The following is a 25,217-nucleotide window of genomic DNA, read 5'->3' on the forward strand; positions in this document are numbered from 1 at the left end:
ACTAGCGGGTGTGCAGCCGGGGCAGCGTCCGGTGCGCGAGGGCCACCGCCGACACCACGGCCGCAGCGGGCAGCAGCAGCTCGCCCACGGTCCACCCGGCCCGGATCAGCAGGGCCCCGGTCAGCCCGCCCGCGAACATCGACAGCACCGCCTTGGCCCGAAGCCGCCAGGCTCCCGTCCCGTACCCGAAGGCGCTGTCGTGTCCCAGGGCCGAGCTGCCGATCAGCGAGGTCATGGACCGGGTGACCAGGGTCGTCGGCACGCCGGGCACGTTCACCCGCATGCTCGTCACCGTGCGGATGCCCATCGCCGTCGCCAGCAGCACGGTCACCGTCACATGCGCGGCGGCCGGATGCCCGTACCGCGGCGCCACGTCCCATCCGACGGCCGCACCGGCCAGGATCAGCGCGGCCTCGACGTACAGGCCGAGCCCGACCCAGCGCCACCCCCGGGCCTCCGCGGCCGATTCCATCCGCGCCCCGCACACGGCCCCGGCGGCGAACGCCACCAGCGACACAGCGGACGACACCGCGGGCAGATTGCCCTCCCGCGCGAGCCCGAACGCCAGGAAGAGCACATTGCCCGTCTGCATCGCGGTGAAGACCGGCCCGAGGGCGAGCAGGCTCACCGCCTCGATCAGCCCGGTGACCGCGGTCAGGACGATCAGCAGCCCCGTCAGGGACGGACGCAACGGGTGCGCACCCACCTTCATGAGGCCCGACAGTGACACGCCCACCCCCGGCCCTCGGCGCCGACATGCCGGACAGGGCCTAGGGTCCGGAGGATGAGCGACCTGCTGCTGGTGAGGCACGGCGAGACGGCGTGGAGCGCGAACGGACGGCACACCGGGCTCACCGACCTCCCGCTGACCGCGCGAGGGGTCGAGGAGGCCATCTCGCTGGCCCCCTACTTCCGCGACCGCCACCCGGCGATGGTGCTGACCAGCCCGCTGCGCCGGGCCGTCGCCACGGCGCAGCTCGCGGGGCTCACCGGCGGGGTCACCGACCCCGACCTGCACGAGTGGGACTACGGGGGCTACGAAGGCGTGACCACCGCGGAGATCAAGCGGACCACCCCCGACTGGTCCCTGTGGACCGACGGGGTGCCGCCCGGCGACGAGGCCCACCCCGGCGAGAACGCCGCCCAGGTGGGCGCCCGCGCGGACCGCGCCCTGGCCCGGGTCGCCCCGGTGCTCCGCGCGGACGGCGGCAACGTGGTCATCGTCGCCCACGGCCACTTCCTGCGCGTCCTCACCGCCCGCTACCTGGGCCTGGGCCCCGAGCAGGGCCGGCTGTTCCTGCTGCGCACCGGCACGGTCAGCATGCTCTCCACGGAGCACGGGCTCCCCGTGATCGCGGGCTGGAACACCCGCCCGTAGAGGTCTCCCGCCTCGCGCGGCGGCCGCCCTCGGGCGACGATGCCTACATGGCCGAAGACAGCACGGGCCGCGACGGCCCGCAGGTCGCCGTCCCGGAGCCGGGACTGAAGGCCAACGCGATCGGATTCCTCGACGCGCTGGTCATCGGCCTGAACTCCACCTCGCCCGCCTACTCCCTGGCCGCCGTGCTCGGGCCGATCGTGGCCCTCGTCGGGATCTACGCGCCGGGCGTGATGCTGGCCTCCTTCGTCCCGATGCTGCTGATCGCCGCCGCCTTCTACTACCTCAACAAGGTCGACCAGGACTGCGGGACGACCTTCTCGTGGGTCACCCGGGCCATGGGCCCCTGGGCGGGCTGGCTCGGCGGCTGGGCCATCGCCATGACCGGCGTGCTGGTCATCGGCTCACTGGCGGACGTCGCCGTCACCTTCGGCCTGCTCGCCTTCGGACTCGACGACTGGGCCGCCAACGACGTGATCCGCCAGACCCTCACCGTCGCGGTGATCCTGGCCATGACCGCCATCTGTGTCATCGGCACCGAACTGTCGGCCCACCTCCAGGACATCCTCATCCTCGCCCAGGTCTTCTTCCTCCTGACCTTCGCGGTGGTCGCCATCTACCGCACCTACACCGGCACCAGCACCCTCGAGGAGATCGAGCCGTCCCTCAGCTGGCTCAACCCGTTCGGCGCCGGTGGCGCCGCCCTCACCGGGGGACTGCTGCTCGGCGTGTTCATGTACTGGGGCTGGGAGTCCGCGGTCAATCTCACCGAGGAGGTCGAGAACTCGGCCACGGCGCCGGGCAAGGCCGGACTGTGGTCGACGGTGGTCCTCCTGGTGACCTACGTGTCCGTGGGCTTCGCGGTCGTCGGCTACGCCGGGACCACCTTCCTCGCCGAGAACGCGGCCGAGGAGGAGGCCATCTTCGCCGTACTCGCCCACGAGGTCATGGGCGGCTGGGACTGGGTGGTGCTCCTCGCCGTCTGCACCTCCGCGCTGGCCTCCACCCAGACCACGATCATCCCCGCCTCCCGCACCGCCCTGTCCATGGCCCGCCGACACGCGCTGCCGCCGCCCCTCTCGCACATCCACCCGCGTTTCAGGACCCCGGACGTGAGCACGTGGTGGGTGGCCGGCATCGCCATCGGCTGGTACCTCGTCGTCAACCAGATCAGCGAGAACGCGCTCCTGGACTCGCTCACCGCGCTGTCCCTGCTCATCGCCTTCTACTACGCGCTCACCGGCCTGGCCTGTGCCGTCTACTACCGCCGCCACCTGCTCGAGAGTCTGCACAACCTGCTGTTCATCGGAGTCGGCCCGGTGGTCGGCGCAGCCCTGCTGCTCTGGCTGCTGGTGGAGTCGGTCGGGGACATGTCCAACCCGGAGAATTCGGCCACCGGTGCCTCCTGGTTCGGTCTCGGCCCGCCCCTGGTCATCGGCATCGCGATCGCCGTCGCCGGCGTTCTGTTCATGGGCTACTGGCGGCTGCGGGACGGCACGTTCTGGCAGGAGCGCCGCGGGGTGGTCGACCCGGACCTCGTCCACGGCAGGAAGAGCTGAGGAGGCCCGATGTCCGTCGTCCTCGGATACGACGAGTCGCCCGGCGCGGAGCGGGCGCTGCGCGTGGCGCTGGAGGTCGCCACCGCCTTCGGGGAGCCCCTCGTCCTCGTCTACGGGGCGGCCGCCCCCGGCCCCACCGGCGAGGAGTACCGGGCGCACCGTGAGGCCGTCCGCCAGACGGGCCGCAGCGCCCTGGCGCGCGCCGTCGAGGCCGCCGACGAGGCGGGTGTGCCCTCGGCGGTCGAGGTGGTCGACGACAAGCCCGCGCAGGCCCTGCTCGACGCCGCCCGGCGGCACGACGCCCGGGTCATCATCGTCGGCACGTGGGGCGACAGCCCGATCCGCGGCGCCCTGTTGGGCTCCACCCCGCACAAACTCCTGCACCTGTCTCCGATTCCGGTGCTGTGCGTGCCCACGGAGCACGGCGAGACTCTCTGACGAGTCGCCGCAGTCGACCAACTTGGCCGGAAAACTGGCTATTTCATGTGTCACTATGCTCAATCCCTGAGTGATCAAGGCGTTTTCTCGATCACGGATGGGCAGAGTGGGGCGGCCGATCAACACCCCCACGTGACCGCATGACCGGAGAACCGATGGACAGAAACCTCGTCATCCAGCCCCCCACGGGTGGCCAGGCGTTCGATGAAAGCCAAGTGCGCCTCTACTACAGCCGCAAGACGGCTGACATCCTGCACAAGTACGGGCCGGGACCGCGGGTCCACTTCCACATGGGGCTCTTCGCTCCCGGCGCGACACCGAACACCACCGTCTCCCAGCGGGTGCTCAAGCGCCGCATCGTCGAGTCCCAGGAGGCGATAGTCGAGCACGCGGCCCGCACCTGGGGCGCGTACGCGACCCCGCCCGGCCGCCTCCTCGACATCGGCTGCGGTATCGGCGGCGGTTCCCTCTACTGGGCCCAGGAGCACGGCACGAAGGTCACCGGCCTCACCGTCGCCGCCGACCACGTCCCCGTCATCGAGGACTTCGCCAGGCAGGCCGGTGTGTCCGACCGGGTAACCCCGCTGCTCGCCGACGTCCACACGTTCGGCACCCGCGAGAAGTACGACGCCGCGTACGCCAACGAGAGTTCCGGCTACATGGACCGTGAGCGGCTCTTCGAAGTCGTGGCCAAGTCCCTGAAACCGGGCGGATGGTTCGGAATCCAGGAACACTTCATCTGCCGTCCCGAGTGGACCGAGTTCATCGACGGCTACTACAAGACTCGCCTCGGCACCCTCACCGAGTACATCACCGCCGCCGAGGCCGCCGGCTTCGAACTGGAGCAGGACGAGGACGTCACGGACCGGGTCGCCGAGTTCTGGGTGCAGTCCATGGCCTGGAACACCGCCGAACTGGACCGGGTGGAGCGGTGCGGCGCCCCGTCCGCCTGGTCGCGCGAGCGGCTCCAGGAGTCCACCATCACGCACGGCAAGCTGTTCCGCATCTGGCGCGACCACGCGCTGGAAACCCGGCTCCTGCTGTTCCGTCTGGGCGGGGGCAACTGACCGATGGCACCTCTCTACCGCGAGGACGTCCGCCCCTCCCGCATCGGCTGGCAGCTGCCGCCGTTCTACTGCCCGTTCGAGAAGGACCTCATCCACCCCGCTGCGGGGGAGATCGAGAAGCGGGCCATCGCCTGGATCGACACGTACGGGTTCTACCCGGACGCCACCGAGCGAGCCTGGGGGCTGGCCACCCGCGCCGCCGATTTCACCAGCCGGATCATCCCGTACGGCGACGTCGAGCCGATGCTGCTCTTCAGCGAGTGGAACTACTGGGCCTTCGCCACCGACGACTGGCAGGACTCCAACACCGGTGCGTCGAGCACGGCGTCCGTCGCGGACCACGGCGCCCGGCTGGTCCGCACCATCGAGGCCCCCGGCTCCGGCCTGCTGCCGCGGGGGCCGCACACCGCCGCGCTGGAGGACCTCGCGGCCCGCACCCGGGAGATGCTCACCCCCGTCCAGCTGCGCCGCTTCACCGAGGGCGTCCGCGACTGGGTGGCCGGCGCCAGCTGGCAGACGGCCAACGCCGAGCGGGGCATCATGCCGAGCCTGAACGACTTCGTGGCGGCGCGGATCTCGAGCAACGGCACCCGTTTCACCCTCACGTGGTGCGATGTCGCGAACGGGATCGCCGTGCCGGGCGAACAGCTGTACTCCGCGCCGGTCCAGGCCCTGACCGACGCGGCCGGGTTCATCGTCAGCTGTGACAACGACCTGTTCTCGTACAACAAGGACGACCACCACGTCCCGTGGGAACAGAACCTGGTCAACGTCCTGGCCGCGCAGAACGGGTGCACTCCGGCCGAGGCGCTGCCCGCCGTCTACGCGCTGCGGGACCGGACGGTGACCCTGTTCGTCCGGCTGCGCGAACAGCTCGGCCGCGGCGCGGGCGAGCAGCTGGAGCGCTACCTCGGCTCGCTGGAGCACTGGATCGCGGGCGATCTGGAGTACCACTGCCGGGCGCCGCGCTACGCCAGTCCGCGCAACCGCAACGAACTCCCGGTGGACGGCGCCCGGTTCGACGTCACCTGGAGCGACACGCCCAGCGACACGCGGGTCGAGCCGCCGCCGGTCCCGGCTCTCGCCTGGTGGTGGCAGCAGCTCGACGCCTGACGCGCGGATCAGCGACGCCGGCGGCCCAGCAGCCGGGCCCACCACGAGACCCGCACCGCCGGCCGTTCCCCGGGAAGGGGGGCGGCCGGCGCGGCGGCCGCCGCGGCCGGTGCCCGGGTGGTCCCCGTGACCGAGGTTCCCCGCGGGGTGAACCGCACCGGCAGGGCGACCAGGTGGCGGGACATCAGGGACGCCGTCCACCGCAGTTCGTCCTGGGGGACGGCCAGTTCCAGGTCGGGCAGCCGCGTGAGCAGCGAGTCGATCCCGGTGTCCGCGATGGCCCGGCCGATGTCCTGGCCGGGGCACTCGTGGGGGCCGCTGCTGAAGGACAGGTGGGAGCGGTTGCCGTGGACGGGCACCGTCAGGTCGGGGCGGATCTCCGGATCGACGTTTCCGGGGGCGAGCCCCAGCAGCAGCATGTCCCCGGCCTTGATCTGCGCCCCGCCGAGCTCGGTGTCGCCGGTGGCCCAGCGTCCCAGGATCGTGGTGAACGGAGGCTCGTCCCACAGGACCTGCTCCAGGGCGTCCGGCAGCGTCATGTGCCCGCCGGAGAGGTTCGCGCGGAAGCGGCCGTCGGTGAGCACCATGCGCAGGGTGTTCGCGATCAGGTTGGCGGTCGACTCGAAGGCCGCGATCATCACCAGGCGCAGGTGCTCCACGATCTCGTCGTCGCTCAGCGACGTCGGGTGCTCCGTCATCCACGTCGTGAAGTCGCGGCCGGGCACCGCCCGCTTGCGCATCACGAGTTCGCGCAGCGTGGCCGTCACGTACGCGTTGCTGGCGACGGCCGTCTCGGTGCCCTGGAGCATGTCGCGGGCGGCCTCGACGAGGCGCGGGCCGTACGAATCCGGCGCCCCGACGAGCTGGGTCATCACCAGCATCGGCAGCGGCTCGGCGAAGTCCGCGACGAGGTCGCCCCGCCCGGACTCGGCGAACTGGTCGATCAGCTGATCGGCGAAGCGCTTGACGTACCGTCGCACGCCGCGCCGGTCGAAGCGCTCCAGCGACTCGGTGACCGCACCGCGCAGCCGCTCGTGCTCCGCACCGTCGACCAGGTGGCACACGGGCTGCCACGCCGTCATCGGCGTGAGGGGGTGGTCGGCCGGGACCCTGCCCTCCTGCTGGTCCCGCCAGCCGCGCGGGTCCCGGGAGAACCGCGACGGAGTGCGTGCCACGTCCAGGTTCTCGCGGTGGCCGAGCACCAGCCAGGCCGGCAGATCGCCCTGGACCAGGACGGGGGCCACCGCGCCGTGCTCGGCACGCAGCTTCTCGTACAGGCCCATCGGGTCGGCCTCGGCCTCGGGGCCGTAGAGCCGGTGTGCGGGGCAGCCCGGCGGCGGAGTGGGAGAGGCGGGGTAGGGGGGAGTGGTCACGATATCTCCGGAGTCACGGCGAGGGAGTGCAGATGGCGCATCAGCGTCATCAGGACGTCACGGCTGGAGTCGCGCCGCCGGGCGTCGCAGAGCACCAGCGGGACGGACGCGGGCAGGTCGAGGGCGCTGCGCAGCTCCTCCACCGGGTGCTGGGGCGCGTCGGGGAAGGAGTTGACGGCCACCACGAAGGGCACCCCGCGCTCCTCCAGCCGGCCGATCACATCGAAGCTGACTTCCAGCCGGCGGGTGTCGACCAGGACCACCGCGCCCAGCGCGCCCTCGAACAGGCCGCGCCAGAGGAACCAGAAGCGCTGCTGGCCGGGCGTGCCGAAGAGGTACAGCACCAGTTCCTCGTTGATGCTGATCCGGCCGAAGTCCATGGCCACGGTGGTGGACGTCTTGCGCTCCACGCCCGCCGTGTCGTCGACGCCGACCCCGGCCTGGGTCATCGTCTCCTCGGTGGTCAGCGGCCGGATCTCGCTCACCGCGCCGACCAGGGTCGTCTTGCCGACCCCGAAGCCGCCCACGATCACCACCTTGACCGCGGCGGCGGCCGTGGCCGGCAGTACGTCCTCGCGCCGCGGCCCGGCGGGCGACGCCTCAGAGCTTTCGAAGTCCATCGATCACTGCCTCAATCAATGCCAGGTCGGGGAGTTGGGCGCGGGCCACGGGTGCGCGGGAGAGCACCTGGCCCGCAGTGAGCAGATCGTCGATCAGGACGGTGACCACGCTCACCGGCAGGCCGAGGTACGCGGAGATCTCGGCCACCGAGAGGGGCGCCTGACACAGCCGCATGATCGCCGCGTGCTCCGGCTGCATGCCGGGCCGGGGCCCCGACTTGGCAACGATCAGTGTGACCAGGTCGAGGCCGCTGGGAACTAACGGTCCGCTGCGACCGCCGGTGATGACGTAGAGCCGCTCGGGGCTCCCGTCTTCCCAGTTGTTGCCCGGCTCCCTCACGCGGTCTGCCTGTCGCTGCGCGGCGGGCTGCTGAGGTGCTCTCCGATCCGCGCCACGAGGTCACGCATGCGCTGGCCCATCAGCCCCGCGTCGACGCCCTCGCCGGCCAGTACCGCCAGATAGGCTCCGGCGCCCGCCGCCATCAGGTAGAAGAAGCCGCCGTCCATCTCGATCACGACCAGCCTCATCCGGCCGTTGCTGCCCGGGAGTTCGGAGGCGACCGCGCCGGCCAGGCTCTGCAGTCCGGCACAGGCGGCGGCGAGCCGGTCGGCCGTGTCGGTCTCCGCGCCGTACTGGGCCATCCGCAGGCCGTCGGCGGAGAGCACGATGACGTGCCGGGTCTGCGGAACGCTCTCGGCCAGGTCCTTGAGCATCCAGTCCATATTGGTCTGATACTGACTCATGGCTGTTCCCCCTTGCTCGCCGAGGCCGGCGAGGCGTCTGTGGTCTGGCTGTCCGCGATGTGGCTCCCGGCGGTCCGGCTGTCCCCGGACAGGCCGCTCTGGAAGGCGGCCAGCCACATCCCGGGCTGTGCTTCGGTCCGGTCCGGGACCTCGGCAGTGGTCCGCTCGACGGCGGCGGGCTCGTCGGAGGCCGTGGCACGGGCCTTGCGGCGACGCTGCGGCAGCCCGTTCGGGGTCCGCTCGGTCACGAGGGGAACCTCCTCGGCGAACGCCGGAACCTGCGGGCCCGTGGCCGGCCGGGACGGCTGCGCAGGCGCGGCCGCCGGCTCGAGGGCCGCGCGGGGCCCCGAGGCGGTGCCGATGCCGTGGGCGACGCCGGTCGCGGTCGAGACGGTGGTGATCAGCCCCTGCGGGACGACGAGGACGGCCCGTACCCCGCCGTACGCCGACGAGCGCAGCGAGACCCGGAAGTCGTACGCCTGCGAGAGCCGGCCGACCACGGCGAGGCCCAGTCGCGGGGTCTCCCCCAGGTCGGTGAGGTCGATGCCCTCCTGCGCCTGGCGCAGCATGCGCTCGGCCCGGTTGCGGGCCTCCTCGCTCATGCTCAGGCCGCCGTCCTCGATCTCGATCGCGATGCCCGAGTTCACGTCGACGGCGGTCAGATGGACCTTGGTCTGCGGCGGCGAGTAGCGGGTGGCGTTGTCCAGCAGCTCCGCCAGCGCGTGGATGAGCGGCTCGACCGCCGGGCCCACCACGGCGACCTGCGAGACGGAGTGCAGCTCCACGCGCTGGTAGTCGATGATCCGGGACATGGCACCGCGCAGCACGCTGTACAGCGGCACGGCCTTGTTCCACTGGCGGCCGGGCCGCGCGCCGCCGAGCACGGCGATGGAGTCGGCGAGCCGGCCGATGAGCGCGGTGCCGTGGTCGAGCCGGAGCAGATCGCCGAAGACTGCCGGAGACTGGCCGTGCCGGTCCTCCATCTCCCGCAGTTCCTGGGCCTGTTGGTGCACGATCGCCTGGACGCGGCGGGCGATGTTCACGAAGGCGCGCTGCGCCGAGTCGCGCAGGTCCTCCTCGGCGACCACGGCATCGAGCACCGAGCGCAGCACCGCGTGGTGGGCGGCCCTGAACGCGGGGGTCAGCCCGGGCTGGTAGGTACTGGCATCCTCCAGGGAGGCGAGTACGTCCTCCGGGAACTCGCCCTTGCGCAGGCGCCCCACGACATCGGGCAACAGCGCCTCGGCCAGCCGTACGGTCTCGGTCTGCTGCCGGAACAGTGCCGCCTCCTGCGCCGCGACCGTGGCACGCAGCGCCGCCACCGCCTTGCCGCGCCGGGCGGCCTCACCGCACGAGAGCGCGACGGCGACGAAGGCCGCGGCACCGACCCAGGCCACGGGGGTGCGGGCAGGCGCGGCGACCAGCGCCACGGTGACGGCCGCGAGCGCGGCGGTCAGCAGGGCGGGCAACGCCCATACGACGGGTGAGGTGGGCCCTGGACTTCCGGGCGACGATCCCTCTCGAACCATCAGAACCCTCAAACGATCGAAAGCGAAAGATCATTGGACAACAGCCCGGGATCTTATCCGCTGAACTTGAGTCTCTTGACAACAGGTCATGATGCGGACGTGACGACTCCGTTGGCGTGGTGCGCCGTGACCTGAAATGGATCCGCGCACGACCGGTCGCTCCGGCGGGCCGGGTTCGTCGTCCGCGCCGTCAGAATCCGTGCGACGCTTGCCCGCCACCCCGTGCGCGAGCCCGGCCCGACGCGGCGCGACGCCCCTGCGATTCGGCTGATTTCCATCGGACGGCCGGGACGCCGCCGGGAACTCACGTACCGGCGTGCGGGGATGGCCGGGGGCGCAGGCGTGCGGCCAGGACGGCGACGTCGTCCTCGGCGTGCTGCGCGTCGAGCCCGTCGCAGACCGCGGTCACGATGTCCTCGACGCGTGCCCCGGGTGTCATGCGCAGACCCGCGAGCCTGTCCAGTGAGGTGTCGATGTCCTCGCCCCGCCGTTCCACCAGGCCGTCCGTGTAGAGCAGCAGGGTCTGGTCGGCGGTGATCGGCCGGGCGAGGGCCTCGTAGCCGCCGATGCCCGTTCCCAGCGGCGGGCCCACCGGCACCTCGAGCAGCTCGCCCGTGCCGTCGCCGCTGAAGACGGCGGGCGGCAGGTGCCCCGCGCTCGCGTAGACCGCCATGCCGCGGGCGGGGTCGATCCGTACCAGCAGGCAGGTCGCGGGCCGGCGGCCCTCGTCCGACGCGGACAGGGTGTCCAGCCGGCGCAGCACGCGGTGCGGGGCGAGTTCGGTAGAGGCGACCTCGCGCAGGACGGAGCGGTAGGCGTTCATGTCGACGGCGGCGTCCAGGCCGTGCCCCATGACGTCTCCGACCACCAGCAGGGTGCGGCCGAAGTGCAGCCGGACGGTCTCGAACCAGTCGCCGCCGACCAGGGCGCGCAGACCGACCGGAAGATAGCGGCTGGCGATGTCCAGGTTCGGGTGCGGCCGCCCCGGTTCGGAGACGAGGGCCCGCTGGAGATCGAGTGCCGTCTTCTCGGTGGCCGCCAGCCGCCGCGCATGCCCGATGTGGACGCTCGCGAGCCGCGCCGCGAAGTGCAGCGTGGCCGTCTCGTGGTCGCTGAAGTCCTCGCCGGACCGGACGACGAGAAGCCTGCCGTACGCCTCGCCCCCGCCCGGCCCGATCAGCGGTACCGAGACGAGGTACAGGGGCCGGTCCCCGGCCCGCCCGCTCCACGTCCGCACGGGATGCCCGTGGTCCAGGGCCCGGACCGCACTCGTGGCGTCGGGGGAGGGGTCTCGCAGCAGATCCGTCGCGCCGGCCTCCGCCACCCGGTCGCTCACCGTGCCCCGGCCGGTCAGATCCACGGCGGCGGCGTCACACAGCGTCCGGAACAGGAATCCGGTGAGCTCCCGGCAGGTCCCCCGCTCGTTGCCGGACGTCCCGATCCGCTCCAGAGCCTCTTCCATGGCGCGCAGCCGCGCCTCCAAGCCGTCGCGCTCCGACACCATGCCAGCGTCACCCCCTCCCGGCCGTGCCGCCCGTCGAGGAAGGCATTCCATCACCGTTCCACGTTTTGGTGACGAATCCCCGGGACCGGCGCGGCTCGGGCTCCGGAGGCCTACAGTGACCGCCATGACGGGGGCAGGGGCACGCCTGGTGGGCGGGCGTTACAGGCTGATCGAGCTGGTCGGCCAGGGCGGTATGGGGCGGGTGTGGCGGGGCCACGACACCACGCTGGACCGGCAGGTCGCGGTCAAGGAGGTCCTGCTGCCCGAGGGCATCGCGCCCGGCGAGCGCGAGGAGCTGCTCCGGCGTACCCTGCGCGAGGCCCAGGTGGCCGCCCAGCTCAACCACCCGGGCATCATCACCGTCCACGACGTGGTCGAGCACACGGGTGCGCCCTGGATCGTCATGGAGTTCGTCGCCGGCCGGTCCCTCGGCGCTCTGGTCGAACAGGACGGCAGGCTGCCGTGGGAACGGGTCGCGGCCATCGGCGCGGAGATGGCCGACGCACTCGCGCAGGCCCATGCCGCCGGGGTCGTGCACCGGGACCTGAAGCCCGACAACGTCCTTCTCCAGGGCCGCCGTACGATCATCACCGACTTCGGCATCGCCCGGGTCCTGGACGGTTCCGGCGCGACGAGACTGACGCGCACGGGGATCATCGTCGGCACCCCCCAGTACATGCCGCCCGAGCAGCTCGAAGGCGGGGACGCGGGCGCTCCGGGCGACATGTGGTCGCTGGGCGCCACGCTGTACGCCGCCGTCGAGGGCGCCGCCCCCTTCGCCGCTCCCAGCCTGATGTCGTTGTTCCACGCCATCATGACGAAGCCGCTGCCACCGGCCCGGCACGCGGGCCGGCTCGCCCCGGTCCTGGAGGAGCTGCTCGCCAAGGACCCGGGGAAGCGGCCCACCGCCGCCGCGCTCGCCGAGCGGCTGGCCGCGGTCCCGCACCCGCGCACACAGCCGGACCAGCGCCCCGCCGGGCCGCTTCAGGTGCACCACCTCTCCACCGTCACGGCGCCCGCCCCGCGGGCGAACGCGGTCCACCCGCCGACCCGGCACGAGGCGCCGCCCGCCCGGCCGTCGCCTGCCGCAGCGCCGCGGCCGGCCCCGGCCCCGCCCGCCGACCGTCCACCCCGCACGCCCGGCCGCCGTACCGTCCTCTTCGCGGGCGCCGCCGCCGTCGCCGGCGCCACCGGTGCCGTGTGGGCGTGGAAGGCCGGTTCTTCCGACACCTCCGACCGGCCCGGTATCGCCACCCTCCGCGGCCATACGTACATGATCAACTCGCTGGCGTTCAGCCCCGACGGCAAGACGCTCGCCAGCGCGAGCGACGACAGCACCGTGCGCCTCTGGGACGTGCCGGCACACGCACACCTGGGCACGCTGACCGGCCACACCGACATGGTCTTCTCCGTGGCGTTCCACCCCGACGGGAAGACCATCGCCACCGCGAGCGCCGACAAGACGGTGCGCCTGTGGGACACCGCGTCCCGAAAGGCGGTGGCCACCCTCGGCGGCCACACCGCCCGAGCCCGGGCGGTGGCCTTCGACCCCACGGGGAAGACCCTCGCCAGCGGCGGTCAGGACAACACGGTCCTCCTGTGGAACGTGGCGGCCCGGACCAGGATCAGCAGCCTCGCCGTCCCCGGCGAGGCCGTGTACGCGGTGTCCTTCAGCCCCGACGGGAAGACCCTTGCCGCCTCCGCGGGGCAGGGTCCCGCCGCACGCCGGTGGGACATGAGATCCATGAAGAGCACCGACATCGCCGAGAACGCCGACACCACGCAGTCGATCTCCTTCAGCCCCGACGGGAAGACCCTGGCCGTCTGCGAGCCCTACCGCACCGCCTCGCTCTGGGACGTGGCCTCCGGGACCCTGACCGGCACGCTCGCCACCGTCCACACCGACTTCGTCAACATGGTGGCCTTCAGCCCCGACGGCAGAACGCTCGCCACCGCGAGCGACGACAAGACCGTCCGCCTCTGGGACACCGCCACCCAGCGCAAGGCCGCCACCATCACCGGCCACGGGGACCAGGTGATCTCCCTGGCGTTCAGCCCCGACGGAGCCCTGCTCGCCACCGGCAGCCGGGACAAGACCGTACGGCTGTGGGCTCTGACCTGACCATCCCCGCCGCACCGGTCCGTTGGCTCTCCCGTGGCCGAAGATCGCCGCCTGCCACTGTGCCAATGGCCCAGTCCTCCGAGGCCGTGTTGAGCCAGTGGGCTCCCAGGTGGTTATCTGTGGCGTATCCATGTACTTACGGCGCCGCGCAGCGCCGGACGGCAACGAGGCCGGATCCGGAGCGCGGCGCCTTCGCCGTGCCCGTGCACCGCCCACCACCCCCGGGCGGCTGCGGGCCGGCGCGCACCACTGCAAGGGGGGCGGCGCACCGCCGTGAAGAGGATGTTCGTGGCTCCGGATCCGGGGCGTATGAGACTGCGGAACTCGGCCCGCGCGGTGATCGGCGTCGGCGCCGCCGTGGCCCTCGCGGAGCTGTGCGGTCTCTCCCTGACCGCCTCCATCACCGGGGGACTGGCCGCCCTGCTCGCCCTGTTCACCGTGGTCGACTCGAGCGTGCGCGCCCAGCGCGCCACCACCGCCCTGCTGCCCCTGGCCGGGTTCCCCGTCCTCGCGCTGGCCACCACCCTGCACGGGGTACCCCTGGCCCGGGACGCCGCCTTCCTCGCCGTCGTGTTCGCCGGGGTCTACGCCCGCCGCTGGGGCCCGCGCGGCCACGCCCTCGGCATCTTCGGCTTCATGATGTTCTTCGTCACCCAGTTCCTGCACGCCGTCCCCGGACAGCTGCCCGAGCTGTACGCCGCCGTCGGGCTGGCCCTCCTCGCCGCCGGTGCCGTGCGCTTCGCGCTGTGGCCCATCGAGCGGCGCACCCCGCCCGCCGCCGCCCCGCCCGGGCTGCCGGGCGCCGGCCTCGCCCGGCCCACCACCCGTCAGGCCTTCCAGGCCACCGCCGCCTGCGCCTTCGCCCTCGCCATCGGCCAGGCGCTCTCCGAGGACCGCTGGTACTGGGCCGTGGGCACCGCCTGGTGGATCTTCGTCAACACGGCCTCCCGCGGCGAGACCCTCGTACGGGGCTTCCGCCGGGTCCTCGGCACCGTCCTGGGCATCGCCGCCGGGCTGCTGATCGCCGTACCGCTGCACGGCGCGCCCGCTCCGACCGCCGCGCTCGTCGCCGTGTGCGTCTTCGGGATCTTCTACACCGCGGCCCCCTCGTACTCCTGGATGATGTTCTTCGTCACCGTCATGGCCGGGCTGCTCTACGGGCTACTCGGCGTGCTGCACCCCGGACTGCTGCTCCTGCGCTTCCAGGAGACCGCGATCGGCGCGCTCGGCGCGGCACTCGCCGTCGTGATCATCCTCCCGGTGACCACCCACGGCGCCAACGACGCCTGGATCCAGCGCGCCCTGCAGTGCGTCCGCGCCTCCACCGCGGCCGCTCTGGACCGGCTCGCGGGGGACCCTGCCGCCGACCCCGCCCCCCACGCCGCCGAGCTGGAACTGCTGCTGGGCCGCGTACGGATGGCCCTCGCGCCCCTCGTCCACCCGCTGAGCCCGCTGCGCGCCCGCAAGGCCCGGGCCCGGCAGGTCCTGGCGCTGCTCGACGACTGCGCCCGGGAGGTCCGCGGGCTGGTCGCCGTCGCCGCCGACCCGCAGGCCTCGCACGACGCCCGGCTGGCCGCCGCCTGCTGGCGCGTGGAGGCCGCCGTGCAGGCGCTGACCGCCCGGGACAGCACCCCGGAGCTCACCGCCCCGCCGAAGCCCCGGCCCGTCGCGCCCGCGGAACCGGCCCTCGCCCACCTGCACGGCCTCGAGCACGCCCTCGTCGCGCTCGCCGTCCCGCTGCGGACCGATCCGCGGGCACCCCTGGTCATCAGCGCCTGAGCAGCCCCTCCCCGGCCGCCTCCAGCCCCGCCGGCAGCCGGCCGGCGGTGTGCACCATCCCCAGGGCCTGCGTGGCCCGGGTCAGCGCCACGTACAGGTCGCTCGGCTGGAGGTCGGCCGGCTCCACCACGATCACCGTGTCGAACTCCAGCCCCTTGGCCTGGCGCGGGTCGAGGAGGACGACCTCCCGGGTCAGATCCGGTTCCGCCCCGGCCCGTACCCCCGGCAGCTCCCCGGCCAGCGAAGCATGCAGCTCCCGCGGCGCGATCACCGCGAGCCGCCCCTCGGCCGGCAGCTCCCGCCGCACCGCGTGGGCGACGGCCCCCGCCAGGTCACCCGTCGCCCGCGCCCACGGGCGCACCCCGGTGGCCCGCACCGAGCTCGGCGGGGCGAAACCGGGGTCGCGGGCCCGCAGTACGGACGCCGCCACCTCCATGATCTCGGCGGGCGTACGGTAGTTGACCCCCAGCCGGACCAGCTCCCAGCGCCCGCCCACGTACGGGCGCAGGATCCGCTCCCACGATCCGCAGCCCGCCTCCTCGGCGGTCTGGGCCGGATCGCCGACCAGCGTCATGGACCGGGTCGGGCAGCGCCGCATCAGCAGCCGCCACGCCATCTCCGACAGCTCCTGCGCCTCGTCCACGATGACGTGCCCGAAGGCCCAGGTGCGGTCGGCGGCGGCCCGCTCGGCCGCGCTGCGGTGGTCGGCCTCCTCATGGCGCTCGGCCATCCGCTCGGCGTCGATGATGTCGTGCGCCGCGAGGTACTCGTTCTCCTCGTCCTCGAACTCGTAGGACCGGGAACCCTCCGACAGGTCCAGCACGCCCTGCGCGTACGCGATGCGCCGCTGCCGCTCGCGCTCCTCGGCGGCGCGCCGCGCGCTGTCGTCCTCCCCGAGCAGTTCCGCCGCCTCGTCCAGCAGCGGCACGTCGGCCGGGGTCCAGTCCGGCCGCGCCGACGGCTCGCGCCGGATCAGCCCGGCCTCGTGCGCCGGCAGGTGCGTGGGCTCCGCCAGGAAGTCGGCGACGAGCCGCTCGGGGGTGAGGGAGGGCCACAGCGAGTCGATCGCCGCATGCACGGCCGGACTCATCGCGATCTCCTTCCCGAGCTGGGCGACGTCGTCCGAGCCGAGCAGGTTGGGGCCGCCGTACGGATCGGCCCCCAGCCGGTCGGCGAGCTGCGCCGTGAGCGCGTCGATGATCCGGAAGGCGAAGGAGGGCCGCGCCTGGTTGTGCGGCAGCCCGGTGGCCCGGGCCCGGTCCCGAGCCTCGTACGCCATCGTGCGGTCCAGCAGCAGCGTCCCGTAGTCGTCGTGGTCGATCTCCAGCGCGGGCTCGGGGACCGTGTCGTACTCCTCGCCGGTGCCCGTCGGCACCGTCTCGGGCAGGCACTGCCGGTCTTCGACGACCCGCGCCAGGACCTCGGCCATCGAGGCCCGGCCCTTCACCGCGGCCGCGCCGGGCCGGTCGGTGCCCGTCGCGTGGACACCGGGGAAGAGCTCGCCCGGCGTCGCGAGCAGGACGCCCGTCTCGCCGAGCGCCGGCAGCACCCCGCCGATGTAGCCGAGGAAGGCCGGGCCCGGCCCGACGATCAGCACCCCGCGCTTGGCGAGCAGTTCGCGGTGCGCGTACAGCAGGTACGCGGCACGGTGCAGGGCGACCGCCGTCTTCCCGGTGCCGGGACCGCCCTCGACGACCAGCACCCCGCGGTGCGTGGAGCGGATGACCCGGTCCTGCTCGGCCTGGATGGTGCGCACGATGTCGTGCATCCGGCCGGTCCGGGCGGCGTCCAGCGCGGCGAGCAGCACGGCGTCCGCGTCGGCGCCCTCGTAGCCGGTGCGCTCCGCGTCGGTCAGGTCCAGGATCTCGTCGTGCAGGGCGGTGACGGCCCGCCCGCGGCTGCTGATGTGCCGGCGGCGGCGCAGGCCCATCGGGGTGTGGCCGGTGGCGAGGTAGAACGGGCGGGCCACCTCCGCGCGCCAGTCCAGGACCAGCGGCGTGCGCTCCGCGTCATCCGCGCGGATTCCGAGCCTGCCGATGTGGTGGTCACGGCCGTCGGAGAACTCCAGACGGCCGAAACACAGGCCGTTCTCTCCGGCATTCAGCGCGGAAAGCAGGCCGGACTGCTCGGCGACCAGGACATCGCGCTCCAGACGTGCCTGAGCACCGTTCCCGACCTCGCGCAATGCCCCCTCGACAGCGTGTTCGGCCTGGTCACGCAGGTGGTCGAGGCGCACATAGAGGTCGGTGACGAATTGCTGCTCTTTCCGGAATTCCTCGGTTGACAATTGCACTCCTGCCGCGATACAGTGTCCTCGAAAGCTTCCTCATGTCTTCGTTTTCCGGCGAAGTCATGAACCATTGAATATACGCTCTTCCCTCCCTCGGCAGCCAATTCCGCCGGGGGATTTTTTGCGTACCGTGGATCCCATGACCACCGCACACGGCTCCGCCGACGGCATCGTCTACCGCCTCGCCCGACCCGAGGACGCGGGCGCCATCGAGGCCCTCGACGGTTCTTTCACCACCGACACCGTCTTCGAGGTGGCCGCCTCCGACACCGGCTTCGGCGCCGGCTTCGGCTTCCAGCTCCGCGAGGTCCCCGCGGACCCGCCCCTGTACAAGGAGTTCCCGCCCGAGGAGCACGACGAGCAGGGAACCGGCGGCGGCGCGGGTACCGGCGGGGACGCGCGGACCTACGTGGCCCTCGACGGCGGCCGGGTGTGCGGCTTCGCCGCCGTGGGCTACGCCGCGTGGAACCGGCGGCTGACCGTCGAGGACATCGAGGTCTCGCCCGGCCACCGGGGCCGCGGCATCGGCCGCGCGCTGATGGAGTGCGCGGCGGACTTCGCCCGTGAACGGGGCGCGGAACACCTCTGGCTGGAGGTGAGCTCCGTCAACGCCCCTGCCGTGCACGCCTATCGGCGCATGGGCTTCACCCTCTGTGGTCTCGACACCACTCTGTACGGCGGCACGCCCGCCACGGGGGAGCAGGCGCTCTTCATGAGCCGGCCCTGCCGCTGACCCCCGCCGGCGCGCCGGGCGACCACCGATCCGGGGTCAACTCCCGAGCTGCGGCGGATCGTACGCTCCGTCGGGCCCTGACCGCAGGCCCATCCGTGAAGATCACTCGGAGGAGTGTTCCGGGCTTGCGCTTGACCACGGCGCTGACCTGCGGCATGTACAACGGGTGATTGTTCATTGCACATTCATCCGGCATGTACAGGGTGGATCTGGTCGGACAGGGGGTAACCGCCCGGGATGGAAATACTTCAACAGCGCTCCACCACCGCTCAGGTGTGGGAAGCGGCCGAGGAGTTCATCCGACTCTTCCACAGAGAGGACCGCGATGCCGGTGATCCGCGTGACCGGCTCGCCGCCGTACGGGCCGAGCTCGCGGCGACCGGCACCTACCGGCACACCCCGGAGGAGCTGGTCCACGGGGCCCGGGTGGCCTGGCGCAACAGCAACCGCTGTATAGGCAGGCTCTACTGGAACTCCCTGCGGGTCCGTGACCGCCGGGAACTGACCGACGCCGACGGCATCGCCGCCGAATGCTTCGGGCACCTGCGCGAGGCGACCAACGGCGGCCGGGTCCGGCCCACGATCACCATCTTCGCCCCGGACGCCCCGGACCGCCCTGGCCCGCTGATCTGGAGCGAACAGCTCGTCCGGTACGCCGGCTACGGGGACCACCACTCCGTCACCGTCGGCGACGCCCGCAACGCCCCGCTGACCGAGGCCCTGCTCCGGCTCGGCTGGCCCGGCGGCGCCGGCACCCCGTTCGACCTCCTGCCGCTCGTGGTCCAGGGCGTCGACGACAAACCCCGCTGGTTCGACACCCCCGAGGACGCCGTCCTGGAGGTCCCGATCGGGCACCCCGACGACGAGGGCTGGGCGGACTGGGGGCTGCGCTGGCACGCCGTGCCCGCCATCTCCAACATGTGCCTGGAGATCGGCGGCATCCACTATCCGGCCGCCCCGTTCAACGGCTGGTACATGGGCACCGAGATAGGCGCCCGCAACCTCGCCGACACCGACCGGTACAACCTGCTGCCCGCCGTGGCCCGCCGCCTCGGCCTGGACACCTCCAGCGACCGCTCGCTGTGGAAGGACCGCGCGCTCGTCGAGCTCAACCGGGCGGTCCTGCACTCCTTCGACCGCGCCGGGGTCACCATCGCCGACCACCACACCGAGTCCCGGCACTTCCTGTCGCACATGGAACGGGAGGAGCGCAAGGGCCGGGACGTGGGCGCGGACTGGTCCTGGATCGTGCCGCCGATCTCCGGCTCGGCGACCCCGGTCTTCCACCGCACGTACGAGGACCGGCCGAGCAGCACCTCGTACGTCCACCACCACGGCGCCCAGGAACGGGCCCAGGGACGGGATTTGGTATAGACCTTCTGTTACCGTCGGCTCCGGACGGATCCGGAACGGCGGAGAGGGGCATCCCGTGGACGGCGCGCACAGCACGGACCAAGGCGGCGGACACCGGGCCTACATCGGCTCGTTCACCTCGGGGGGCGGCCGCGGTGTCACCACCGCGGCCGTGGATCCGGCCACCGGAGCCCTGACCCTGCTCACGGCCACCGGCGCCGCCGTCGCGGACCTCTCGTACCTCGTCCTCGCCCGGGACACGGGAGTGCTCTACGCGGTGAGCGAGACCGGGCAGGGGGCGGTGGCCGCCTTCACCCCCACCGCCGAAGGCCTCGCCCCGCTCGGCGCACCCGTTTCCGTCGGGGGCTCCGGACCCACCCATCTCAGCCTGGCCGGGGGCCGGCTGCTCACCGCCAACTACACCTCGGGGGGCGTCAGCAGCCTTCCGCTCGCCGCGGACGGCAGCCCGGGCGGCCCCGCCGCCGTCCTCGCGCACGAGGGATCCGGCATCGACACCGACCGGCAGGAGCGGCCGCACGCCCACCAGGTGCTGTCCGACCCGAGCGGCCGCTGGGTGCTCAGCGTGGACCTCGGCACCGACTCGGTACGGGTCTGCGCCCTCGACCCGGCCACCGGGGAGCTGCGGCTGCACACCGAGACCTTCCTGCGGGCCGGAACCGGACCGCGCCACCTCGCCTTCCACCCGGACGGCGCGGTGGCCTACGTGCTGCACGAGCTGGAGCCGCAGCTGACCGTCTGCCGCTGGAACGCGGCCTCCGGGCAACTGGAACCGGTCGCCGAGGTTCCGGTCGCCTCCGCGGGCCCCTCAGGGGCCGTACGGGCCTACCCCTCGGCGATCGTCGCCTCGCCCGACGGGCGCTTCGTCTGGACCGCGATCCGCGGCACCGACACCATCGCCACCTTCTCCCTCACCGGAGGCGCCGAGAAGCCGGAGCTCACCGGCGTCGTGGGCTGCGGCGGCAGCTGGCCGCGCGATCTCGCCGCCGACCCCGCGGGGCATCGCCTGTACGCGGCCAACGAGCACTCGGGCGACGTCACGTGGTTCGACGTCGACCCCCTGACCGGGCACCCGCGCCGGGCCGGTTCGGTGGCCGTGCCCGCCGCCACCTGCGTGGTCTTCGGCTGACACGCCGAACGCGAGTGCCCCCGCCGTCCGGCGGGGGCACTCGCGTTCTTTGCGGAGCGGAGCGGGGCGGGCTCAGTGCGCAGAGGCGCCCTGGGTGATCCCGAGAGCCGCGGAGTACTGGGCGACGGCGAGCTTGCCGAGCGCCCCGTAGGCGCCGAGCACCTCGGAGGCGGCGCAGTCGGCTTCCTTGCAGGCGGTGTCCAGCAGCCCGTCGGCGGCCTCCGGGCCGATCAGGTACGGGGCGAGCGCGAGCTGCGTGGAGCCCTCGCGGCGCAGCTGCTCGGCGACGGCGGCCACCGAGCCCTCCTCGTCGAGCGCGGCCGCCTTGACCGGCACGGCGAGCCGGGCGGCGAGCAGCATCCCGGTGATCCCGGCGGCCTGTACGGCCTCCTCGCCGCCGGTGGTGGCCAGGACGATGCCGTCGGCGGCGGTGGTCACGGTGAACAGCCGGGCGCGGTCGGCGCGGGCCAGGCCCGCCTCGGACAGGCGCACGTGCAGGCCCTCGGCGAGCAGCGGGTGCGGGCCGAGTACGTCGGCCAGCTCGGCCGCGGCCGAGGAGTCCATCAGCGCCTGGCGGACCCGGCGGAGCAGATCGCCGTCCGGACCGGCCAGCAGCGGGACGACCACGGCGTCCGGGCCGGTCGGCGCGGGCACCTCGTGGCCGGCCGCGCGGGCGAACTCCGCACGCGCGGCACGCTCGCTCGCGACGGCGGTCAGCACGCCGGACAGGGACGGGAACTCGGAGGCGTCGTCACCCTCGAGGAAGCCGATGCGGGCATCGAGGCCCGGCAGCTCGGAACGGCCGATGCTGATGATCTCTTCCGCCAGCCCGCGCGAGGCGGCCGAAGGGGCACCGGGCACGGCGAGCACCAGCGCGGGCGCGCCCTCGGGCGCCACCGCGGGCTCGGGCCGGCGGTGCCGTCCGGTCTGGCGGGGTCGCGGCATTCGTACGGGCAGGCCATTTGCGGGCCCAGTGGGGGAGCTCATGGCGCCGCATGCTACTGGCTTATCGGAACCAGGTGTTCGGGCAGGGCCTTCTCCGGTGGCATCTGTCCGTATTTATCCGGTGAATGGCAGGCAGGTTCAACTGACGGACGGCAAGCGCCAGTCCACAGGCTGTGAACCTTGGTCCACCAGCAGCTGGTTCGTCCTGCTGAACGGCCTGGACCCGAAGAACCCGTAGTCGGCGGACTTGGGGGAGGGGTGGGAGGATTCCACCACCGGCAGTTCGCCGAGCAGCGGCCGCAGGTTGCGGGCCGCCCGGCCCCAGAGGATGGACACCAGCGGCTTGCCGCGCGCCGCGAGCGCCCGGATGGCCTGGTCGGTGACGGCCTCCCAGCCCTTGCCCTGGTGGGCGTTGGACCTGCGGGGCGCGGTGGTCAGCGAGCGGTTGAGCAGCAGCACGCCCTGCCGGGTCCACGACGTGAGGTCGCCGTTGGCGGGCCGGCCGGTACCGAGGTCCCGGTGCAGTTCCAGGAAGATGTTGTCGAGGCTGGGCGGCACCGGCCGCACCTCGGGCGCCACCGAGAAGGACAGGCCCACCGCGTGCCCCGGGGTGGGGTACGGGTCCTGTCCCACGATCAGGACCTTCACCTCGTCGAAGGGCTGCTGGAAGGCCCGCAGGACATTGGCCCCGGCGGGGACGTAGGTTCTGCCCGCCGCGATCTCGGCGCGCAGGAAGTCGCCCATCGCGGCGATCTGCCCCGCAACCGGCTCCAGAGCCCGGGCCCAGCCCGGCTCGACGATCTCGTTCAACGGTCGTGCTGCCACGGTCGATCACTCTACTGGCCCATCGTCGCCGCCCGCACGCACAGCACGTCGGGCAGGTGCTCGGCCAGCAGCTGCCAGGTCTCGCCGTCGTCGTGGCTGGCGTACAGCTCGCCGTTGCGGTTGCCGAAGTAGATCCCCGCCGGGTCGGCGTCGTCCGTGCACAGCGCGTCGCGCAGCACCGTGCCGTAGTGGTCCCCGGCCGGCAGGCCCTTCGAGAGCGGCTCCCAGCTGGCGCCCGCGTCCCGGGTGCGGAAGACCCTGCACCGGTGTCCGGCCGGGACCCGGTCGGAGTCGGCGTTGAGCGGGAAGACGTAGGCGGTGTCCGGCCGGTGCGGATGGGCGGCCACCGCGAAGCCGAAGTCGGAGGGCAGTCCGCCGCCGATGTCGGTCCACCGCGTCCCCGCGTCGTCGCTGCGGTAGACCCCCCAGTGGTTCTGCAGGTACAGCCGGTCCGTGTCCCCGGCGTCCTGGGCGATCTTGTGGACGCACTGGCCGAACTCGGGGTGGGGATCGGGCAGGAAGACCGCCGACACCCCGTCGTTGGACGGCTCCCAGCTGGCCCCGCCGTCCTTCGTCCGGAACACCCCGGCGGTGGAGACCGCCACCGTCACCGCGTCCGGGTCGCGCGGATCGGTGATCACCGTGTGCAGTCCCTCGCCGCCGCCGCCCGGCTGCCAGCTGCTCCGGCTCGGGTGCTCCCACAGCGGGCGGACCAGCTCGAAGGACTCGCCGCGGTCCGCCGAGCGGAACAGCGCGGCCGGCTCGGTGCCCGCGTAGACCACGTCCGGGGCCTCGGGCCCGGCGGGCTGGAGCTGCCAGACCCGCTCCAGCGAGGCGCCGGTGTCCTTGGGGAACTTCACCGCGGCCTCGGCGGGCTCCCGCCACGTCGCCCCGAGGTCGTCGGAGCTGAAGACGGACGGCCCCCAGTGCGAGCTGTCCCCGCCGACCAGCAGCCGGGGCGCCGGACCCCGCCGGTCGACGGCGACCGCGTACACGGCCTGGGCGTTGAAATGGGGCCCGTCGAACTCCCACGGCGCCCCGCCCCGGCGGCGGCCGATGAAGAGCCCCTTGCGGGTACCCACGAGCAGCAGTACGTCGGCCATGGCCGGCACCTCCGGACCTCGTCGTCCATCTGGCATTCACAGCTTTCCGGCCAGTCTGCACCCGCCCACTGACAGCGGCTCGGCGGGCGGCGCGGGGCCCCGAGCTGCCGATTGATACCGATTATTTACGATCGAGAAATGATTGCTGCTTGCCTGTAAGTGTTCGGAATGGGTTGACTTCAGGCCACCGCAGCCGCACGCGAGAGGACCTACGTGGCCACCGAGCACTTGTCCCCGCTCGACCTCGCCTTCTGGCGGATCGAATCCGCCGCCCACCCCATGCACCTCGGCGCCCTCGCCGTCTTCACGGCCGCGGGCCGCCGCGGGGCGCGCGCCGCCGAGCGCGCCGCCGAACTGCTCACCGCCCGCTGCGCCACCGTGCCGGGCCTGCGCCGCCGGATCCGGGACGTGCTGCTGCCGGTCGGCGCGGCCGCCTGGTCGCCCGACCCCCACTTCGACCCGGCGCGGCACGTGTTCCTCCTCCGCACGGACGAGCCCCTCGCGCACACCGCGGCGGGCCCGCTGATGGCGCGGCCCCTGGACCGGGACCTGCCGCCCTGGGAGGCGCACGTCCTGGCGGGGCCCGACCCGGACTCCTTCGCCGTGCTGTTCAAGTTCCACCACGCCCTCGCCGACGGCCTGGGCGCGCTCGCCCTGGCCGCGGCGCTGTTCGACGAGGGTTCGGACCTGCGGCCGCCCGCGCGGCCCGTCCCCGAGCCGGCCCCCGGCTCCGAGCAGCGGGCCGGCTCCGCCCTGCGGCGTCTGCCCGGAGTCCTCGCGGCCCGGGTCCAGGAGGTCGGCCAGGCCCTCGAGATCGGCGCCGCCGTGGCCCGCGCAGGACTGCCCCTCGGGGTCCCGGCGGCTCTCACCGCGGAAGCCTCCGGCACGGGATCGCGTACGGTCGCGGGCGTCGCGCTCGACCTGGACGAGGTCAACCTCGTCCGCAAGGCCGCCGGGGGCACCGTCAACGACGTGCTGATCTCCGTGGTGGCCGGCGCGCTGCGGCGCTGGCTGGAGGGCCGGGGCGACCCCGCGCCCAGCGGACCGGGCCCGCGTGCCCTGATTCCCGTGTCCCGCCGGGGCCGGCCCGGCGGCGGGGGCAACCGGCTCTCCGGATACCTGCTGCGGCTTCCGCTGGCCGAGCGCGACCCGCTGCTGCGCCTGGACCGCGTCCGGGCGGCGATGGACCGCAACAAGGACGCCGGACCCGCCCGCGGCGCGGGGGCCGTCGCCCTGCTGGCCGACCACGTCCACCCGCTCGGCCACCGGCTCGGCGGCCCGCTCGTGGCCCAGGCCGCCCGGCTGCTCTTCGACATCCTGGTCACCAGCGTCCCGCTGCCGGGCCTGACCTTCTCCCTCGGCGGCAGCCGGGTCCGCGAGGTCTACCCGCTCGCCCCGCTGGCCCACGGCCAGTCCCTGGCCGTGGCGGTCTCCACGTACAAGGGGACGGTTCACTACGGCCTCGTCGCCGACGCCGCGGCCGTCCCGGACCTGCCCGCCCTGGCGGAGGCGCTGCGCGCCGAGCTCGACGCGCTTGTACGAGAGGTCTCGTAGTACGAGAGATTTCGTAGTACGGTGAGTCTCGTACTTAGCCG

At 73.1% G+C, this 25,217-nt stretch carries 22 protein-coding genes; 11 read left to right on the forward strand and 11 right to left on the reverse strand.

Annotation, left to right across the window (positions count from 1 at the left end; translation table 11 throughout):
* Position 1: 1 nt before the first annotated feature.
* Entirely contained in the window at positions 2-712 is a 711-nt protein-coding gene (locus OHA89_RS32630) for a YoaK family protein (protein WP_406367750.1), read from the reverse strand.
* Positions 713-784: 72 nt separating this feature from the next.
* On the opposite strand from OHA89_RS32630, the gene OHA89_RS32635 reads away from it, so the two are divergent.
* The 5 genes from OHA89_RS32635 (at position 785) to OHA89_RS32655 (ending at position 5,555) form a co-directional block, all read left to right on the forward strand.
* Positions 785-1,378, forward strand: a complete 594-nt coding sequence (locus tag OHA89_RS32635) for a histidine phosphatase family protein (RefSeq protein WP_215146916.1) — start codon at positions 785-787, stop codon at positions 1,376-1,378.
* A 47-nt stretch (positions 1,379-1,425) separates the two neighbouring features.
* Positions 1,426-2,937 (forward strand): APC family permease, encoded by a 1,512-nt coding sequence (locus tag OHA89_RS32640; protein ID WP_266611349.1) that lies wholly within the window; start codon positions 1,426-1,428, stop codon positions 2,935-2,937.
* Positions 2,938-2,946: 9 nt separating this feature from the next.
* Positions 2,947-3,375: a universal stress protein gene (locus tag OHA89_RS32645; protein WP_215146918.1), complete on the forward strand. Its 429-nt coding sequence runs from the start codon at positions 2,947-2,949 to the stop codon at positions 3,373-3,375.
* A gap of 155 nt (positions 3,376-3,530) precedes the next feature.
* Positions 3,531-4,442: a methyltransferase domain-containing protein gene (locus OHA89_RS32650; protein ID WP_266611352.1), complete on the forward strand. Its 912-nt coding sequence runs from the start codon at positions 3,531-3,533 to the stop codon at positions 4,440-4,442.
* A 3-nt stretch (positions 4,443-4,445) separates the two neighbouring features.
* Positions 4,446-5,555 carry a terpene synthase family protein gene (locus tag OHA89_RS32655; protein ID WP_266611354.1) on the forward strand — a complete coding sequence of 370 codons (1,110 nt, stop codon included), beginning with the start codon at positions 4,446-4,448 and terminating at the stop codon, positions 5,553-5,555.
* 8 nt (positions 5,556-5,563) lie between these two features.
* On the opposite strand, the gene OHA89_RS32660 is transcribed toward OHA89_RS32655, so the two are convergent.
* The 6 genes from OHA89_RS32660 to OHA89_RS32685 form a co-directional block, all read right to left on the reverse strand.
* Positions 5,564-6,928, reverse strand: a complete 1,365-nt coding sequence (locus OHA89_RS32660) for a cytochrome P450 (RefSeq protein ID WP_266611356.1) — start codon at positions 6,926-6,928, stop codon at positions 5,564-5,566.
* Positions 6,925-7,548: an ATP/GTP-binding protein gene (locus OHA89_RS32665; protein ID WP_257557812.1), complete on the reverse strand. Its 624-nt coding sequence runs from the start codon at positions 7,546-7,548 to the stop codon at positions 6,925-6,927. The genes OHA89_RS32660 and OHA89_RS32665 overlap by 4 nt, the downstream gene beginning before the upstream one ends.
* Positions 7,529-7,888, reverse strand: coding sequence for a DUF742 domain-containing protein (locus OHA89_RS32670; protein ID WP_406367751.1), 360 nt, complete (start codon positions 7,886-7,888; stop codon positions 7,529-7,531). Before OHA89_RS32670 ends, OHA89_RS32665 begins: the two co-directional genes overlap by 20 nt.
* Positions 7,885-8,292, reverse strand: a complete 408-nt coding sequence (locus tag OHA89_RS32675; protein WP_215146923.1) for a roadblock/LC7 domain-containing protein — start codon at positions 8,290-8,292, stop codon at positions 7,885-7,887. Before OHA89_RS32675 ends, OHA89_RS32670 begins: the two co-directional genes overlap by 4 nt.
* The gene (locus OHA89_RS32680) at positions 8,289-9,821 is read right to left on the reverse strand and encodes a sensor histidine kinase KdpD (protein WP_266611359.1); all 1,533 of its coding nucleotides are present in this window, start codon (positions 9,819-9,821) and stop codon (positions 8,289-8,291) included. Before OHA89_RS32680 ends, OHA89_RS32675 begins: the two co-directional genes overlap by 4 nt.
* 304 nt (positions 9,822-10,125) lie before the next feature.
* On the reverse strand, positions 10,126-11,325 hold the full coding sequence (locus tag OHA89_RS32685; RefSeq protein WP_266611361.1) for a PP2C family protein-serine/threonine phosphatase: 1,200 nt from the start codon (positions 11,323-11,325) through the stop codon (positions 10,126-10,128).
* 124 nt (positions 11,326-11,449) lie between these two features.
* Between OHA89_RS32685 and OHA89_RS32690 the strand changes: the two genes are divergently transcribed.
* Positions 11,450-13,447, forward strand: coding sequence for a WD40 repeat domain-containing serine/threonine protein kinase (locus tag OHA89_RS32690; RefSeq protein ID WP_406367752.1), 1,998 nt, complete (start codon positions 11,450-11,452; stop codon positions 13,445-13,447).
* A gap of 282 nt (positions 13,448-13,729) precedes the next feature.
* Positions 13,730-15,226, forward strand: coding sequence for an FUSC family protein (locus tag OHA89_RS32695; RefSeq protein WP_266612550.1), 1,497 nt, complete (start codon positions 13,730-13,732; stop codon positions 15,224-15,226).
* Here the strand turns inward: OHA89_RS32695 and OHA89_RS32700 are convergent.
* Positions 15,216-17,513 carry a HelD family protein gene (locus OHA89_RS32700; RefSeq protein WP_406367753.1) on the reverse strand — a complete coding sequence of 766 codons (2,298 nt, stop codon included), beginning with the start codon at positions 17,511-17,513 and terminating at the stop codon, positions 15,216-15,218. The two genes, OHA89_RS32695 and OHA89_RS32700, sit on opposite strands and share 11 nt — an antisense overlap.
* A gap of 142 nt (positions 17,514-17,655) precedes the next feature.
* Here OHA89_RS32700 and OHA89_RS32705 point away from each other — a divergent pair, with 142 nt between their 5' ends.
* From OHA89_RS32705 to OHA89_RS32715, 3 genes are all read left to right on the forward strand, one after another.
* Positions 17,656-18,249 carry a GNAT family N-acetyltransferase gene (locus OHA89_RS32705; protein WP_266611367.1) on the forward strand — a complete coding sequence of 198 codons (594 nt, stop codon included), beginning with the start codon at positions 17,656-17,658 and terminating at the stop codon, positions 18,247-18,249.
* Positions 18,250-18,486: 237 nt separating this feature from the next.
* Complete coding sequence (locus tag OHA89_RS32710) at positions 18,487-19,623, forward strand: nitric oxide synthase oxygenase (protein WP_266611369.1); 1,137 nt, start codon at positions 18,487-18,489, stop codon at positions 19,621-19,623.
* Between the two features lie 55 nt (positions 19,624-19,678).
* The gene (locus OHA89_RS32715; protein WP_406367754.1) at positions 19,679-20,749 is read left to right on the forward strand and encodes a lactonase family protein; all 1,071 of its coding nucleotides are present in this window, start codon (positions 19,679-19,681) and stop codon (positions 20,747-20,749) included.
* A 72-nt stretch (positions 20,750-20,821) separates the two neighbouring features.
* On the opposite strand, the gene OHA89_RS32720 is transcribed toward OHA89_RS32715, so the two are convergent.
* The 3 genes from OHA89_RS32720 to OHA89_RS32730 all read right to left on the reverse strand — a co-directional run bounded on the left by OHA89_RS32720 (position 20,822) and on the right by OHA89_RS32730 (position 23,622).
* Positions 20,822-21,736 (reverse strand): sirohydrochlorin chelatase, encoded by a 915-nt coding sequence (locus OHA89_RS32720; RefSeq protein ID WP_215145407.1) that lies wholly within the window; start codon positions 21,734-21,736, stop codon positions 20,822-20,824.
* 96 nt (positions 21,737-21,832) lie between these two features.
* Positions 21,833-22,519, reverse strand: coding sequence for a uracil-DNA glycosylase (locus tag OHA89_RS32725; RefSeq protein ID WP_257557831.1), 687 nt, complete (start codon positions 22,517-22,519; stop codon positions 21,833-21,835).
* Positions 22,520-22,530: 11 nt separating this feature from the next.
* Positions 22,531-23,622: an exo-alpha-sialidase gene (locus OHA89_RS32730; RefSeq protein ID WP_215145411.1), complete on the reverse strand. Its 1,092-nt coding sequence runs from the start codon at positions 23,620-23,622 to the stop codon at positions 22,531-22,533.
* Positions 23,623-23,835: 213 nt separating this feature from the next.
* On the opposite strand from OHA89_RS32730, the gene OHA89_RS32735 reads away from it, so the two are divergent.
* Positions 23,836-25,176, forward strand: a complete 1,341-nt coding sequence (locus OHA89_RS32735) for a wax ester/triacylglycerol synthase family O-acyltransferase (protein ID WP_406367755.1) — start codon at positions 23,836-23,838, stop codon at positions 25,174-25,176.
* Positions 25,177-25,217: the final 41 nt, after the last annotated feature.

The sequence above is a fragment of the Streptomyces sp. NBC_01546 genome, from assembly GCF_045208355.1.
Lineage (GTDB): Bacteria > Actinomycetota > Actinomycetes > Streptomycetales > Streptomycetaceae > Streptomyces.

What these genes read in the sequence shown, in the direction of transcription:
- OHA89_RS32695 (WP_266612550.1), top strand. Translation starts at nt 13,730, where the DNA reads ATGTTCGTGGCTCCGGATCCGGGGCGTATGAGACTGCGGAACTCGGCC.
- OHA89_RS32645 (WP_215146918.1), top strand. Translation starts at nt 2,947, where the DNA reads ATGTCCGTCGTCCTCGGATACGACGAGTCGCCCGGCGCGGAGCGGGCG.
- OHA89_RS32685 (WP_266611361.1), bottom strand. Translation starts at nt 11,325, where the DNA reads ATGGTGTCGGAGCGCGACGGCTTGGAGGCGCGGCTGCGCGCCATGGAA.
- OHA89_RS32730 (WP_215145411.1), bottom strand. Translation starts at nt 23,622, where the DNA reads ATGGCCGACGTACTGCTGCTCGTGGGTACCCGCAAGGGGCTCTTCATC.
- OHA89_RS32665 (WP_257557812.1), bottom strand. Translation starts at nt 7,548, where the DNA reads ATGGACTTCGAAAGCTCTGAGGCGTCGCCCGCCGGGCCGCGGCGCGAG.
- OHA89_RS32710 (WP_266611369.1), top strand. Translation starts at nt 18,487, where the DNA reads ATGGAAATACTTCAACAGCGCTCCACCACCGCTCAGGTGTGGGAAGCG.
- OHA89_RS32650 (WP_266611352.1), top strand. Translation starts at nt 3,531, where the DNA reads ATGGACAGAAACCTCGTCATCCAGCCCCCCACGGGTGGCCAGGCGTTC.
- OHA89_RS32675 (WP_215146923.1), bottom strand. Translation starts at nt 8,292, where the DNA reads ATGAGTCAGTATCAGACCAATATGGACTGGATGCTCAAGGACCTGGCC.
- OHA89_RS32680 (WP_266611359.1), bottom strand. Translation starts at nt 9,821, where the DNA reads ATGGTTCGAGAGGGATCGTCGCCCGGAAGTCCAGGGCCCACCTCACCC.
- OHA89_RS32635 (WP_215146916.1), top strand. Translation starts at nt 785, where the DNA reads ATGAGCGACCTGCTGCTGGTGAGGCACGGCGAGACGGCGTGGAGCGCG.
- OHA89_RS32705 (WP_266611367.1), top strand. Translation starts at nt 17,656, where the DNA reads ATGACCACCGCACACGGCTCCGCCGACGGCATCGTCTACCGCCTCGCC.
- OHA89_RS32655 (WP_266611354.1), top strand. Translation starts at nt 4,446, where the DNA reads ATGGCACCTCTCTACCGCGAGGACGTCCGCCCCTCCCGCATCGGCTGG.
- OHA89_RS32690 (WP_406367752.1), top strand. Translation starts at nt 11,450, where the DNA reads ATGACGGGGGCAGGGGCACGCCTGGTGGGCGGGCGTTACAGGCTGATC.
- OHA89_RS32720 (WP_215145407.1), bottom strand. Translation starts at nt 21,736, where the DNA reads ATGAGCTCCCCCACTGGGCCCGCAAATGGCCTGCCCGTACGAATGCCG.
- OHA89_RS32630 (WP_406367750.1), bottom strand. Translation starts at nt 712, where the DNA reads ATGAAGGTGGGTGCGCACCCGTTGCGTCCGTCCCTGACGGGGCTGCTG.
- OHA89_RS32640 (WP_266611349.1), top strand. Translation starts at nt 1,426, where the DNA reads ATGGCCGAAGACAGCACGGGCCGCGACGGCCCGCAGGTCGCCGTCCCG.